The sequence below is a fragment of the Paludisphaera borealis genome (assembly GCF_001956985.1).
Taxonomy (GTDB): Bacteria; Planctomycetota; Planctomycetia; order Isosphaerales; family Isosphaeraceae; genus Paludisphaera; species Paludisphaera borealis.
The window spans coordinates 2,877,614-2,890,753 of the sequence record NZ_CP019082.1 but is presented as its reverse complement, the minus strand read 5'-3'; the positions used below and the strand labels follow the sequence as shown (position 1 = coordinate 2,890,753).

Here is a 13,140-nt window from a genome sequence, read left to right as displayed (position 1 = left end):
CCTTCTCGAAGACCATCCGTGCCCCTTTAGAGCGATCTGAATCACAACAGAAACACTTGCAAGATCATGCGTTAAGAAGGTTGCGCCGCTCACTTGATCGCGGTCGAGAGCCAGGCGTCGAGGTCCGATTTCAGGCTCTCGGCGAGTTCGGGATGGGCGGCCGAGAGGTCGCGGCGCTCGGCCGGATCGGACGCGACGTTGAACAGCTCGGGCTTTCCACTCCGGGTGACGACGAGTTTGAAATCGCCCCGCATCGCGGCGATCTGGTCGGCGCCTTCGGCCCGCCACACCCAGAACAGCGTGCGTTCCGGGGCCGCTTCCCGGCCGAGCCAGACGGGCAGCAGGTTCTTGCCGTCGACGCGCCAGGCCGGATCGATGGCGGCCCCGGCGACCGCGGCGAACGTCGGCAGCAGGTCGGTCAGATGGGTGAGATCCTGCGAGACGACCCCGGCGGCGACGTGGCCCGGCCAGCTCACGATCCCCGGCACCCGCACGCCCCCTTCCCAGAGCGTTCGCTTCTGGCCGCGAAACGGCCGGTTGCTGTCGAGCGTCGCGCTGGCGCCCTGGTTGCCCTGCTCGAACGTCGCGCCGTTGTCGCTGGTGAACACGACCAGGGTGTCGTTGGTGAGCTTGAGCCGTTCCAGTTGTTCCAGAATCCGGCCGACGTTGTGATCGAGGCGGGTGACCATCCCCGCGTAGTTGGCCGACACCGCGAGTTCGGGGTCCGGCTCGGGGAGCTTGCCCGCGAACCGCTCCGCTTCCTCCGCCGGGGCCGAGACCGCGAAATGGGTCGCGGTGTAGGCGACGTATAAAAAGAACGGCTTCGCCTTGTTGCGATCGACGAATTCGAGGGCCCGGTCCGTGAACAGGTCGTCGGCGTACCCCGAAACCGGCACCTTCGACCGACCTTGCCAGAGTTCCCTGGGGAATTTCTCCAAGGCCGCCGTGGCGTCGGTGTAACCGAAGAAGTCGTCGAAGCCTTGATCCAGGGGATGCACGTAATCGCGCTGGCCTTGCGGCGGCCGGCCGTGATGCCACTTGCCGAACAGGCCGGTCGCGTAACCCGCTGGTTTCAACGCCTCGGCGATGGTCACCTGGTCGGCCGGCAAGTCGTCGCCGTTCTTGGCGACGCCGGAATGGATCGTGTACTTGCCCGTGAGGAACGCCCCGCGACTCGGCGCGCAGATCGGAGCGGCCGCGTAGCAGCGATTCAAGACCGTCCCTTGCCTGGCCAGCCGGTCCAGACGCGGCGTGGTCCACTCGGTCCGGCCGTTGAAGCCGACGTCGCCCCATCCCAGGTCGTCGGCCACGATCAAGATCACGTTGGCGGCCCGCTCCGCACCCCAAACCGGACCGCCAAGTCCAGCCAGCGCCAGCGAGAGCACCCAGAAAGTCCGCGCCCCGTGCATCGTTCCTCGTCCCATCGAACCGTTCCTCGAAGATCCCGCGAATTCCTGGCGGTCGTCACGATCGACTTCAAAACGGGCTTCCACCCCATGCGTGAGGCTCGCTGGTTCTTTGTCTCGGTTCAAGCCCCCACCCGGCTTCATTCAATTCATTGTAATCCTACAAAGTAAGTGTGGATCGGCCAATAGTATGGTAGGCGGTGAGCCGTCCGAGTGCAAGCGTGCTGCGTGGAATCGACGTCGCGGGCGGGGTTGGCGGCCTGATTCGACGTGGAAGGGGGGCCGGTCAGGTCGGGGGTGGACGTTCGAACTTTGACTTGTGCTTCGGCTGGGCTGTATAGTGTTGTGGAAAAGGTCTCGAGGATACCGCCGCTCCGAGACGACCGAAACAGCCGGACCGCCTACCGATCTCTCGGCCGGGAGCCTTCTTATGTTGACGCGTCCAGCCTCGATCATGCTCGTGGCAGGCTCGGTTTCCATCGGCCTGGTCATGGGATTCTGGCTGGGGAGGGGGGGCGGTTCGCTCTCGGCCCAGGTGGGAGGCGCCGCGACGGCGTCGGGGCGAAATCCGGTTGCGGCGGCTGAGGTCCGGCGGGTCAGCCAGATCCAGCAGTCGGACGTCAAGGTCTACGAGGAGCTGGCGAAGCAATACGACCAGTTCCGGCACGTCGATCGGATGTTCGAGCAGGTGTCCAAGGCGGTTGCGCCGACGGTCGTCCATATCATTACGCAGAAGTCGTCGCGTCATGAGGAGGGCCAGAAGGCCCGCAAATTCGAGGAAACCGGATCGGGCGTCATCGTCCGCTGCGACAAACTCGCCGGCCTGTTCGTCCTCACGAATCACCACGTGGTCGAAGGGGGCAAGAGCAGCAAGATCCGCGTCTACCTTCAGGACGGCCGGGCGCTGACGCCCGAACGGATCTGGAGCGACTCGATGGCGGACATCGCGGTCCTCAAGCTCGACCGCGACGATCTGCCGGCCGCGCGGCTCGGCGACAGCGACAACGCTCAGGTCGGAAGCTGGGTGCTGGCCCTGGGGAGCCCCTTCGGGCTGACCCACTCCGTCAGCCAGGGGATCATCAGCGCGCGGGGCCGTCACATGGACGAGCTTCGGGACGTCGACAACCAGGACTTCCTTCAGACCGACGCCGCGATCAATCCGGGCAATTCGGGGGGGCCGCTGGTCAACATGCTCGGCGAGGTGGTCGGCATCAACAACTCGATCGCCAGCAACGGCGGGGGCAACGAAGGCGTTGGATTCAGCATCCCGATCAACCTCGCCCGCTGGATCATGAACGAGCTGATCGCCAACGGACATGTGACGCGGGGCGGACTCGGCGTCGAACTCGACTCGACTTACGACTACGAAAGGGCCGTGAAGCTGGGCCTTGACCGTCCCAACGGAGCCCTCATCGGCAAGGTCCATCCGGATTCCCCCGCCTCTCGCGGCGGCGTCCAGGAGGGCGACGTCATCCTCAGCTTCGGCGGCGTCTCGATCCACGATCTCAACCACCTGGTCAACGCGGTCTCGATGTCTCCCGTCGGCCGGCCCGCCGAGGTCGTCGTCTGGCGCGACCGCCACGAGCTGAAGCTGCGGCTCACGGTTGGCGACCGCGACCGGGCGCTCCCCGCCGAGCTGGACCCGTCCCAGGACGCGCCGCCCGATCCCTCGGGCCTGGTGCGGCGTCCGAATCGACCCGGCGAGACGTCGAATTTCGCGATGGGCCTGGAAGTCGTGACTCTCAGCACCCAGCTCGCCGCGCGGTTCGGCCTGCCGGACTCGATGCACGGGGCTTGCGTCGTCAGCGTCGACGCCGAGAGCCCGTTCGTCCAGCTCTGCCGGGTCAACGACGTGATCGCCGTCATCAACGAGCGACCCGTCGCATCGGCCGAGCAGGCCGTCCGGATGCTCGGCGACGACGGCTCCCACACCCCGCTCATCATCAGCATCGACCGCCTGGAGAAGGGCGAGGTCGAGCGGCACACCATCCGGGTTCCTCGATGACTGCGACGCCCCTGATCGCCTTGGCCGTCGAACGACTCGTCGCCGGCGAATCGCTGTCCACCTTGGAAGCGCGGGACGCCGTCGCGGCGATGCTCGACGGCGAAGCCTCCGAGGGCGCGACCGCCGCCTTTCTCACGGCCCTTCGGATCAAGGGCGAGACTGGCGACGAGCTGCTCGGTGCCGTCACGGCGATCCGCGAACGAATGGTCGCGTTTGAATCCGGACGATCTGATTGTCTCGACACCTGCGGGACCGGAGGCGACGGCGCGAGGTCGGTCAACATCTCGACCGGGGCGGCGGTGGTCGTCGCGGCCTGCGGCGTGCCGGTGGTCAAGCACGGCAACCGGGCCGCGACCGGACGGTCGGGCAGCTCCGACGTACTCGGGGCTCTGGGGGTCGCGGTCGAGGTCGAGCCGGCGGTCTTGCGGCAAGGGCTGGCCGAGCTGGGCATCGCCTTCCTGTTCGCTCCCCGATTCCACCCTGGCCTGCGAGGGGTGGCGGCCGTGCGTCGCCAGCTCCCGTTCCGGACGATCTTCAACCTGGTCGGCCCGCTCTGCAACCCGGCGTCGCCCGCGTTCCAGCTCGTGGGAGTCCCCGACGCCGCCCATGCCGATCGGATGGCCGAGGTTCTGGCCCGGACCGGCTCGATCCGTCGCGCGGCGGTCGTGAGGGGCTCCGACGGCCTGGACGAGGTCACCCTGGCCGGCGACACCCATGTTCTGCTCGTCGAGGACGGCCGGATCTCGGCCCGAACCTGGACGATCGCCGATTTTGGACTGCCGCCGACGGGCACGGAAGGGCTTCGGGTCGAAGGGCCCGAAGAAAGCGCCGGGATGCTCCGGCAAGCCTTCGCCGGCCGGCCAGGTCCGACGCGGGAGTACCTGCTGGCCAACTCGGCCGCCGCCCTCTGGACCGCGACGGGCGTCCCGCTTCGGCAGGCCGTCGAGCAGGCCGCCGCCGCGCTCGATTCCGGACGCGCGGCGAGGCTCCTGGACCGCTGGGCCGAACTGACGACTCAGTCGGCGTCGCCCTGATCGAGCCACAATTCCTCGAACACCGAGTAACCGCCCGGCCTGAGCCCGAGGGCATGGTAAGTCTGCTGGGCGCGGAGGTTGCCTTCCTCCACATAGAGCCGGATGCCGATGACGTCGGGGTCGGCCGCGGCCTGGTCGCGAATATGCTGGTAGAGGGCTTTGAACAGGCCCTGGCCGCGCAGCTCGGCGACCACGTAGACGCTCTGAAGCCACCAGAGCCAGCCGTCCCGCCAGTCGCTCCACTCGCGGCTGATCGCGGTCTGGGCGACGATCCGTCGATCGCCGGCCCGCTCGACGACCCAGTAGCGGAGGCGATCGGGATCAGCCAGGGCCCGGGCGACGCCTCGGTCGAGAACATTGGGATCGAGGGTCTTCCCCTCGGTCTCCTCGGCGAGTCGTCGGTTGAACTCGACGATGGCCGCGTGATCGTCGGGGGAGGCGTCGCGGATCAGGAACGGCGAGGAGGGCAAGGGGGTGGCCGTCACGGCCGGTCGCTCCGACGGTTGCGGGCACGTCGACTGGCTTCCTGGAGCACCCGATGCTCTTCGTCGGTCAGCCCGGTGCGACCCTCCCTGGCGATCTTGGCGAGGACCTCGTCGAGCCGGGCGTCAAGCTGGTCTTCCGGCAAGACCGCGACCGAAGGGACCTTCGCGCCGACGGCCTCGCCGCTGCTGCGGCTCTGCCCCGGGGTCCGCGTCCTCGGCTGTTCGAAGGCGACCGGCGAGAAGATCTTCAGCCGGGGACGCCGCATCCGACCGGAGGTCAACCGCGACCAGCGGAGGTCGAAATGCTTGAACGCGAAAGCAAACGCAAAGCCCGCTACGTGCGACTCCCAGGCGACATGCCCGCCCTGGCGCTCGCTGAGGAGCGGCAGGACCATGTAGATTCCCAGGAGGACCCACATCGGCATCGGAATGAAGAAGAACAGGATCTCTCGGCGAGGGTAGTAAAGCGTGTACAACGTGACCACGGCCATGACCGCGCCCGAGGCGCCAAGCATGAACGGCCTGAAGGGGGAAAACGCCTGCATGGCGGCCCACCCCAGAGTGCTGACGACGGCCGCCACGAGATAGAAGGCAGTGAAGTCGCGGCTGCCGTAAAGTGCTTCCATCTCCCGGCCTACGAGCCATAGGAACCACATATTGCCGATGAGATGCCAGATGTCGGCATGCAGGAAGGTCGCGGTCAACAGTTGCCAGACGCGTCCCTGGTGGAAGATCGCCTCGGGAGAGGCTTCCAGCCAGTTGCGAACCCAAGGATCATCGAGGCGGAAGACCTGCTGGACAAGGAACACGACCACGTTGATCACGATGATCGCATTGCAGGCGGGAGACACGCCGCCGAACCACCCGGGACCGGTCCCCTCGCCTCGGTAATACTCGCGGTCGTAAATCCCCATTTTGGCTCCGCTCCGGCGCCGGACGACGTCCACCGGAAGATGAATTCGATCAGGCAGAGGGCCCCGATTTCATCATCGGAACCGCGATCTCAACTGTCAACGGCCCGCGCGAGGCTCAGCCGAGCCCCGGCACCGATTGAGGGGATTCCTCGTCCTGGATGCCACCGACCGATCGTCGACGCCGCAGCCGTTTCAATCGAGCTGGAGGGCTTCGATCGCCTCGTGCTTGGTGTCGTAGATCGGCCAGACGATGTCGAGCGAGGTCACGCGCAGCAGCTCCCTGGTCCGCTCCGTGACGCCCGCCAGGGCCATCGACCCGCCGTGCGAGACCGCCAGCTTCCAGGCTCGGATCAAGAGCGCCAGGAACATCGAGCCGAAGTTGCCCACCCGGCTCAGGTCGAACACGATCAGCGGGTTGTCTTCCCGGCGGAGCGGTTCCAGGATGAGGTCGGCGACCTGCTCTTCGAGTCGATAGGCCAGCTTCTCCAGCGCCGGAGTGGCCGTGATCACCGTCACGTCGCCGTGACGTTCGATCGTGAACGCTTCATCGGAATTCGATTTCCTGGTGACCATCTTGGGGCTCGCCGCCTGAAGGTGCTGGTTCGAAGGGGAGCGAGGCGACGGACGGAAGGCCGCCGACTCTCCCAGCTAGGGTAGGGAGTCGGTCGGCCGCCGACAAGTTCAAAGCCGCCCCCGGGTCGTTCCCGACGGCTTCACGAGGTCTTCCCGCAGCATCGCGGGGCCGGCGCGACGTCCAGACGCCTCCTCGCCGGCTCCTCGGAATTCAGGCCGACGGCCGACAGTTCGAGAAGGCGCGGATCACCTCGTGCAGGTCGCCGCTGACGAGCAGTTCGTCGTTCTCGAAGTCCCGAAGCCAGACGTAGTTGTCGCGGTAGGCCTGCGCGAGCAGCGGATAGAGGTCGCAGAGTCGGATCGGAATCGAGGGTGCATCGGACTCTTCGTGGTCTTCCTCAGGATGAGGGAAAAGACGCAATCGTGCGGTCGCCATCAATATCCTCCTCCGTGCAGTCCCGAGCGTTTCCAAGCGGATCTCGGGAGCGTATCCAGCAGGGCGCTCGGGGTCCGAGCTCAAGTCGCCGGGGCGCGTCGACTGGTGACATGACGATGACACGCCTTCCCCGACTCGATTCCTGTCTGGTTCTTCACATCGGCTGGAAGACCGCCCGAGCATGACCGAAAACGCGACCGCCGCGCCACTCCGTCCGCCGGCGGCCCTGGCGACCGGCCTCCCTCGCGCACATGGTACCGAAAATACTCGGGACGACAGCCCCGGGCGGCTCTGCTATAGTCCGCCGACTCAACAAGACGGGCCCCCCGGCCGAGCGTCCGCCCCCGCGGCCCGGCCGGCTCGAAGGATCGAGCCTCGTCGCGCGACCGCTCAAGGAGGAGTGAAACGCATGGATGCTCATTGCGTACGGTCTCCGGCTTCCCGCCCCATCGCCGCCCTCATGCTGGGATGCCTGCCGCTCCTCTGCGGAGCCGGCGTCTCCCATCGCACGACCAATTTCGTGGTCGAGGCGCCCAACGCCGAGATCGCCCGGACCGTGGCCGACCACGCCGAAAAATGCCGGCGCACCATTGCGCGGGCCTGGCTCGGCAAGGAACTCGCCGACTGGGCCCGGCCTTGCCCGGTGAAGGTGAAGCTGACCGGGGGGGAGGCCGGCGGCCTGACCTCGTTCGGCTTCGACCACGGCCACGTCACCGACCAGAGCATGGTGGTCGAAGGCCGGCTCGAACGCATCCTGGCCTCGGCCCTGCCTCACGAAGTCACCCACACGATCTTCGCCGCCTACTTCGGCGGCCCCATGCCCCGTTGGGCCGACGAAGGCGCTTCCCTCCTCAGCGAGGACGAACGGGAACGCCACCGTCACGACCAGATCGCCGACGACCTCCTCGCCCGCCGCGGCGAAATCTCGCTGGGGAAACTGTTCCAGATCGAGGAGTACCCCAAGGACCTCATGTCCTTTTACGGCCAGGGCTACTCGATCTCCCGGTTCCTTATCGAGATCGGCGGCCGACCCCGGTTTCTGAAGTTCGTCCGCGACGGCCTCGAAGCCGGATGGGACCGCGCCACCCTCGACCACTACGGACTGGCCGACGTCCGCGAACTCGACCGCGCCTGGCGGTCCTGGCACCGCGTCGCCCTCACGGCGAACCACTCCCCCCGCCAGGGCGACGACGCCTTCCTCGCCTACGGCGACGAGCCCGAACTCGACCGCGCCGACCAAGCCTCCACCGGCCCCTGACCACCGACCAACCCCGGGTCCGAAATTGGCTTCGTTTGCTCCCATTCCGCGACCGATCCGCCCGTCCTCAAACTACCCCGGGCCGCCCTCCTGGTCCCGATCTCCTGACCGGACCAGCCCCGGCGGCCCTTCCCGGTTCACCGGCCGGATTGGCTTCGTTCGTCGTCCGAGAACACCGATTCTCTGACGTCGAAAGCCTGATTTTCAAAGGATTTACGACCGTCGCCCGGATTGGCTTCGATCGCGCGGGAAACCACCGGATTTCGGTCCGTTCCCGCCCCCTCGGCCGACTCCCTTCGCCTCGCCTTCTCGGCTGGCACCGCCTTTGAAGTAGCCCCGGTCGATTGGCTCCGTTCGCGCGCTTTCCCACAAGCGCCCCCGCCCAGTGCTCCAGACCGATTGGCTCCGTTCGCGCGTTTTCTGAAGTCGGTCGCCTCTCGAACCAGCCTGGACCGATCGGCTCCGTTCACGCGCTATTTCCACCGTCTCCTCCGGTTCGTCCGCCGAGGCCGATTGGCTCCGTTCGCGCGCTTTTACGAAGCCGTTGGCGTCGATAGTCGAAGTGCTTTCCCTTCTCACCCGACAGCCGTGTTGTGAAAGAACCGGACGACTTGCATAGTCCTCCAACTTGAACTTACAACCGATCTGCAAGCTTGATCATCGATTCCTTCTGGTTGTCGGGAAAGACGAGTCCCGAGTTCGGATCGCAGTGATTCGGTGGAATGGATGGCTTGCACGGGTGGAAGAAGGAGTCTAAGCACCATGAGCCCAGCCATCTGGACCTTCTGTATACTGGCTGCGAGTAGCAAAAGCGCTACGTCCCCGTACCTGCATCCCGTCCCCGTCCCTGCATCCGTCCCCGTCCCCGCGTCCCTTTTTCTCCCGGACGATATCAGGGAAGCACCGCACGGAATGCTCGTTGCGGAGAGCTTCCCCGAGCACCTGTTGTGACGGCCGGGATCAGGAGAGCATCAGCCGCCCTCCATGCTTCAAAAGCTTGGAGGCACTCCATTGGTTGGGGCCTGCGGTGGGAACACCTTGCTCGGGGCTGAAGGGATGACCGGTCCCAGGGCCGCGGCCCCCACACCGGGTATGGATTTCGAGGGCACCGGGGGCATGCTGGTGCCTGGTGCCGACTTCGACGGGGCCTGGGGCGCAGGGAAGACTCGTTCACCATCGAAGACCACGCTCGAGAGGAGCAATGAGGTCCGGCCGGTGAGTAGGGCCATGTTCGAAGCCGAGATCTTGGCGACCCCAGAGGCCTGTGCGGCAACGGCGATCTGATCGATCGTCGCCAAGACGTTGTCGCCCAGAGTCTTTGTCGTGACGCTGCGCCCCACCCCGCGTGACGACCGGGCGACTACCTGCTGTGCGTCGGCGATGAACGCCCCAAGCGCCGTCTGGCTGGGGAAGACCGCGTCAGCTCCCGGGTTGATTGCGATCCGATCCAGTACGCCATTGAGCAAGCCCCGCAGATCCTTCGCGTCAATCGCATTCAGCGAGGGCGACGGATCCGGCTTGTTGGGGTCCTGCGCAAGGCTCTCTCGAAGCGGGCCGCCCAATACAACGAAGCTCAAAACGATCCCCACAAAAGTACGCATGGAAATCCTCCGAGGTGATGAGATGGCTAGCGAAGTCAAGCCTCGGCCAAAATACCCCAGATTGCCCATGTTGTCCAGGGTCGTCTGGTTCTGTTTGTTACCCAATTTCTCATTTTGTCGTCGAAAGAATTACCGGCCGAAGGCCACGGAAATCTGCATCGAAATCAAACTTACCCAGATCGATGGATTCAAAAGTCCGTGAATTTGGCCGCGTATCAATTGTCCCTTTCGCCCCACCGCGCAGGACGCGAACGACCTGCGTCTCGTAGGTCTCGCCGCTGCCCTCTCGGGTGAAGTCCGGATCATTGACTCGGTTGTGGCACCATTCGGCGACGCCGCCGTAGACGTCGAACAAGCCAAGCGAGTTGGGCTGCCTGAATCCAGCCCAGTCGCTTCCCGAGGTCGTGCTCGACAGCCAGGCGTATCGGCCTAGGAGGGCCGGATCCCAGCCATAGAATCGCATTGAGATAGTCCCTGCCCTCGCGGCAATCTCCCACTCGACCTCGGTCGGTAGCCGGTAACCAGCCTGCTTTGCGAGGGGGAGGGCGATGGGGGCGAGGGCGTTGCCTCTTGGCTGGTAGGAGTGCGCCAAGGGAGGGGAATTCTGGTCGCTCAACCAATTGCAGTACTGGGCTGCGTCGAACCAAGTGAGTTTGTCCTGGGGCCGTTCCCAGTCGGGGTGGGTCGCCTCCTTCGCGTATTCCGACCGTCTAACCTCGCACGCGGTGATGTAGAACGCCGGATGCGCGGCCCAGTCCGGATGAGCTGTGCGAAGTTCTTCGGCCATGTCAGTCTTGGGGTCGACACGGACCATCAACTGGCCGCCCGGCGAGTAGAACCAGCGAACCGGGGAGGCGGGCGAAGTATGCGGCGAGGGGACGACCCGACCTGGGAACTTCTGTTCCAGGGCCCCCAGGCGGATCAGCCAGTCGGCCGCGGAATGGACGGCACCCGATGGGTGGGCCTTGCGTAAGTCGGAGAGCCATTCCGGCAACGCTTGGTCCGAACCCGAGGCGTGTACATCGATCAAGCGGGCCGCCGCAGGCATTCTCAATTCCGACAGCTCATCGGCGGCATAGTCACCCAGGACACCGAGAACCGACACCAACACCTGCTCCAACTCGCGGGTCGGCAGCGGTCGCACGATGGCGTGCTCAATAACCATGCGGAGGTGATCGGGCTCCATGCCCGCGGCGCGATACCGACTCACAACCGCCGTGCGGAGCCGATCGTCGGACCTCAGCTTGAATCGCGCGAGGACCGCATCGATAGTCCCGTCGCTCACGACAGAGTCCAAGGACGCCAGCAGGCCCAGGGTGAGATTCGCCGCCTTCCTCGCATCCTCGTCGCGGCTCACCTGGATCTTGCTCAAGTCGCCCGCGTTCGGGTCCTCGAGCCGCATGATGGTGAGGTTGCTCTCCTCGTCGTCCAGCCGGGCGACGGTGTCGTTTATCGACTTGATCGCGTGTGAGATGACGCGGGGACGATTAGATTTCACATTGGCGAACGCATTCCGGATCTTCTCCGGCGCTGTCAGAGCGGCCAACTCTTTCACCACGTCGGAGGCGTACGACTCTGCTCGCCGATCCCATACAGCGTAGGATACGAATGCCACCAGCAAGGCGGCCGGAACGAGGAAAGGTAGGGAGACGACGAATTGCCGGACATCCTCGCGAGGGTCGATGTTGTTCGCCTTGACGCCCGCCTCGAGGTCGCCCTTGGCAGCATCCCAGTCCTTCGATTCGTAGACCTGATAGTCTTGGACGAGGCTGTCCAACGCAGGCGCGGGGGCTGCGGGGACGGGCCCGATCCGCAGGGGGATGATCGCCTTGCCCAAAGACTTGGCAAGGAAGACCTCGGCGAAGCACCAGTTCGATTTACGTGACGAATCGGTCAGGAGGAGGATAACCGCCCGGCTACGGCGGAGTTGCTTGGCGATGCGCCGCTCCCATTGCTCTCCCGGCTGTATGCCCTGCTCCCGGTCGCTATCGAGGAACACCGTTCGAAAGCGCATCGTCTTAAGGAACTCCATCAAGGCCTGCGCCTCGGCCTTGTCCTCGGTCTTATGGCTGATGAAGATAGCCGCGCCGCGGAACAGGGCGACGATACGGCTGAACCAAACGCTTAGATGAGCGAACACTAGCCAGACTCCTTGCGAAGCGTGCCGATATCAACCATAGAACCATCGCTTCAAGATAGCGACGATCGATAGTCTAGGAGAAGCGTCGACGTGTGAAGAAAAAAGGGGGACATAAAGAAAAAAGGGGGACATAGCGGAATGGCACGAACTTAAGCCGCAGGCCGTTCTGACTCATTGTCGCAAGACGTGCTGATTGATCGACTTGAAAGAAAAAAGGGGGACATAGCGGAATGGCACGAACTTAAGCCGCAGGCCGTTCTGACTCATTGTCGCAAGACGTGCTGATTGATCGACTTGCGACCTCCTGTACAGCGGCGTCGCGGAGCGGGGGCTCGCCGCGCCACAGCAGAGGGTCGCCCCGAATCCAATCGGGCAGGCTCGACCAACGCCAGTCCTCGGCCCGCTCGACCAGATCGGCCCGTAGCGGGTTGCGCTCGACGAGGTCGCCGTCGCCGTGGGGCCGCAGCACCAGGTGGAAATGGTTGGTCATGAGGCAGTAGCCCAGAACGTCGAGCAGCAGCCGCTCGCGAGCGTCGACGATCGCCCGCCGGAAGGCGACGTAGTCCTCCGGCTTTTATGGAAGACGGCCGCGCGGCCGTTTCCCCGATTCAGGGCGTGATAGATCATGCCGCCGACGGCGGCGCGAGCGGTCCTTGGCATGCCTCGAAACTTCCACGGGAGCGTCCAGGCTTCAAGAATGCGCTAAGTCCCTGTTCTTCTGCTTCACGCTCAGCCCGGGATCGCCCCAAGCTGCATCATCAGACCCAGGGTGTCCATGAGGATGCGGGTGTCCTTGATCCGCCCGTCCACCAGTCGGTCGATGACCATTCCCCAAACCGTCACTGGTCGTCCGGTTGGCGGGACGCCGAGGAACTCCCCCTGATGCATTCCGGTCCATACGAACCGGGTAAGAACGCTGTCGCCGTCGGCGAGTTGCTCCTCGACGGTCCAGTGCATATCGGGGAATGCCGACCGCATGCCTCGCAGGACGTCCTGCAGGCCCGTCAGCCCAGGTCCCTGACCTGGGAAGGGAACCTGCTCAACCACGTCCTCCCACACGAACCGACCGGCGCCGTCGACATCTCCCTGGTTCAGGACCTCGTTGATGAACTGGCGGACGATGGCGGCATTGTCGGGCACGGCTAACACTCCGGAAGGTTCGGCTTCAGGCTGAGACGCCCGGCCAGCCTACCGAGGTTTCCTCGGCGCCTAAAGAGTACTCCCAGCCGAGGTTGCGGCGGGGGAGGCTAGTCGATTGAGTTGCGCTTTTTCCCCTTTCCCCGCACAG

The 13,140-nt window shown here is 65.1% G+C and carries 12 protein-coding genes; 3 read left to right on the top strand and 9 right to left on the bottom strand.

Annotated elements, in window-relative coordinates:
• Nucleotides 1–89: 89 nt before the first annotated feature.
• The gene (locus BSF38_RS11195) at nucleotides 90–1,424 is read right to left on the bottom strand and encodes a sulfatase-like hydrolase/transferase (protein WP_076350762.1); all 1,335 of its coding nucleotides are present in this window, start codon (nucleotides 1,422–1,424) and stop codon (nucleotides 90–92) included.
• 412 nt (nucleotides 1,425–1,836) lie between these two features.
• Here BSF38_RS11195 and BSF38_RS11190 point away from each other — a divergent pair, with 412 nt between their 5' ends.
• Nucleotides 1,837–3,411, top strand: a complete 1,575-nt coding sequence (locus tag BSF38_RS11190) for a trypsin-like peptidase domain-containing protein (protein WP_237170847.1) — start codon at nucleotides 1,837–1,839, stop codon at nucleotides 3,409–3,411.
• A complete protein-coding gene (trpD, locus tag BSF38_RS11185; protein ID WP_076345610.1) occupies nucleotides 3,408–4,445 on the top strand; it encodes an anthranilate phosphoribosyltransferase in 1,038 nt (345 codons plus the stop codon). Before BSF38_RS11190 ends, trpD begins: the two co-directional genes overlap by 4 nt.
• Here the strand turns inward: trpD and BSF38_RS11180 are convergent.
• From BSF38_RS11180 to BSF38_RS11165, 4 genes are all read right to left on the bottom strand, one after another.
• Nucleotides 4,427–4,930, bottom strand: a complete 504-nt coding sequence (locus BSF38_RS11180; protein WP_076345608.1) for a GNAT family N-acetyltransferase — start codon at nucleotides 4,928–4,930, stop codon at nucleotides 4,427–4,429. The two genes, trpD and BSF38_RS11180, sit on opposite strands and share 19 nt — an antisense overlap.
• Entirely contained in the window at nucleotides 4,927–5,844 is a 918-nt protein-coding gene (locus BSF38_RS11175; RefSeq protein WP_076350760.1) for a rhomboid family intramembrane serine protease, read from the bottom strand. The genes BSF38_RS11180 and BSF38_RS11175 overlap by 4 nt, the downstream gene beginning before the upstream one ends.
• Before the next feature lie 192 nt (nucleotides 5,845–6,036).
• Nucleotides 6,037–6,417 carry an STAS domain-containing protein gene (locus BSF38_RS11170; RefSeq protein WP_076345606.1) on the bottom strand — a complete coding sequence of 127 codons (381 nt, stop codon included), beginning with the start codon at nucleotides 6,415–6,417 and terminating at the stop codon, nucleotides 6,037–6,039.
• A 211-nt stretch (nucleotides 6,418–6,628) separates the two neighbouring features.
• Complete coding sequence (locus tag BSF38_RS11165) at nucleotides 6,629–6,853, bottom strand: hypothetical protein (RefSeq protein ID WP_076345604.1); 225 nt, start codon at nucleotides 6,851–6,853, stop codon at nucleotides 6,629–6,631.
• Nucleotides 6,854–7,262: 409 nt separating this feature from the next.
• On the opposite strand from BSF38_RS11165, the gene BSF38_RS11160 reads away from it, so the two are divergent.
• Nucleotides 7,263–8,111, top strand: coding sequence for a gluzincin family metallopeptidase (locus tag BSF38_RS11160; RefSeq protein ID WP_237170846.1), 849 nt, complete (start codon nucleotides 7,263–7,265; stop codon nucleotides 8,109–8,111).
• A gap of 989 nt (nucleotides 8,112–9,100) precedes the next feature.
• Here the strand turns inward: BSF38_RS11160 and BSF38_RS11150 are convergent.
• From BSF38_RS11150 to BSF38_RS11135, 4 genes are all read right to left on the bottom strand, one after another.
• Nucleotides 9,101–9,712, bottom strand: coding sequence for a hypothetical protein (locus BSF38_RS11150; protein WP_076345600.1), 612 nt, complete (start codon nucleotides 9,710–9,712; stop codon nucleotides 9,101–9,103).
• A 109-nt stretch (nucleotides 9,713–9,821) separates the two neighbouring features.
• Nucleotides 9,822–11,852, bottom strand: coding sequence for an SUMF1/EgtB/PvdO family nonheme iron enzyme (locus BSF38_RS11145; protein WP_076345598.1), 2,031 nt, complete (start codon nucleotides 11,850–11,852; stop codon nucleotides 9,822–9,824).
• 241 nt (nucleotides 11,853–12,093) lie between these two features.
• Nucleotides 12,094–12,342, bottom strand: coding sequence for a hypothetical protein (locus BSF38_RS11140; protein ID WP_076345596.1), 249 nt, complete (start codon nucleotides 12,340–12,342; stop codon nucleotides 12,094–12,096).
• A 239-nt stretch (nucleotides 12,343–12,581) separates the two neighbouring features.
• Nucleotides 12,582–12,992 (bottom strand): ester cyclase, encoded by a 411-nt coding sequence (locus BSF38_RS11135; protein ID WP_168189361.1) that lies wholly within the window; start codon nucleotides 12,990–12,992, stop codon nucleotides 12,582–12,584.
• Between the last annotated feature and the right edge of the window lie 148 nt (nucleotides 12,993–13,140).

Excerpts from the sequence above, each read along its gene's own strand:
- BSF38_RS11195 (WP_076350762.1), bottom strand. The coding sequence starts at position 1,424 with ATGGGACGAGGAACGATGCACGGGGCGCGGACTTTCTGGGTGCTCTCG.
- BSF38_RS11190 (WP_237170847.1), top strand. The coding sequence starts at position 1,837 with ATGTTGACGCGTCCAGCCTCGATCATGCTCGTGGCAGGCTCGGTTTCC.
- trpD (WP_076345610.1), top strand. The coding sequence starts at position 3,408 with ATGACTGCGACGCCCCTGATCGCCTTGGCCGTCGAACGACTCGTCGCC.
- BSF38_RS11175 (WP_076350760.1), bottom strand. The coding sequence starts at position 5,844 with ATGGGGATTTACGACCGCGAGTATTACCGAGGCGAGGGGACCGGTCCC.
- BSF38_RS11170 (WP_076345606.1), bottom strand. The coding sequence starts at position 6,417 with ATGGTCACCAGGAAATCGAATTCCGATGAAGCGTTCACGATCGAACGT.
- BSF38_RS11165 (WP_076345604.1), bottom strand. The coding sequence starts at position 6,853 with ATGGCGACCGCACGATTGCGTCTTTTCCCTCATCCTGAGGAAGACCAC.
- BSF38_RS11160 (WP_237170846.1), top strand. The coding sequence starts at position 7,263 with ATGGATGCTCATTGCGTACGGTCTCCGGCTTCCCGCCCCATCGCCGCC.
- BSF38_RS11150 (WP_076345600.1), bottom strand. The coding sequence starts at position 9,712 with ATGCGTACTTTTGTGGGGATCGTTTTGAGCTTCGTTGTATTGGGCGGC.
- BSF38_RS11140 (WP_076345596.1), bottom strand. The coding sequence starts at position 12,342 with ATGACCAACCATTTCCACCTGGTGCTGCGGCCCCACGGCGACGGCGAC.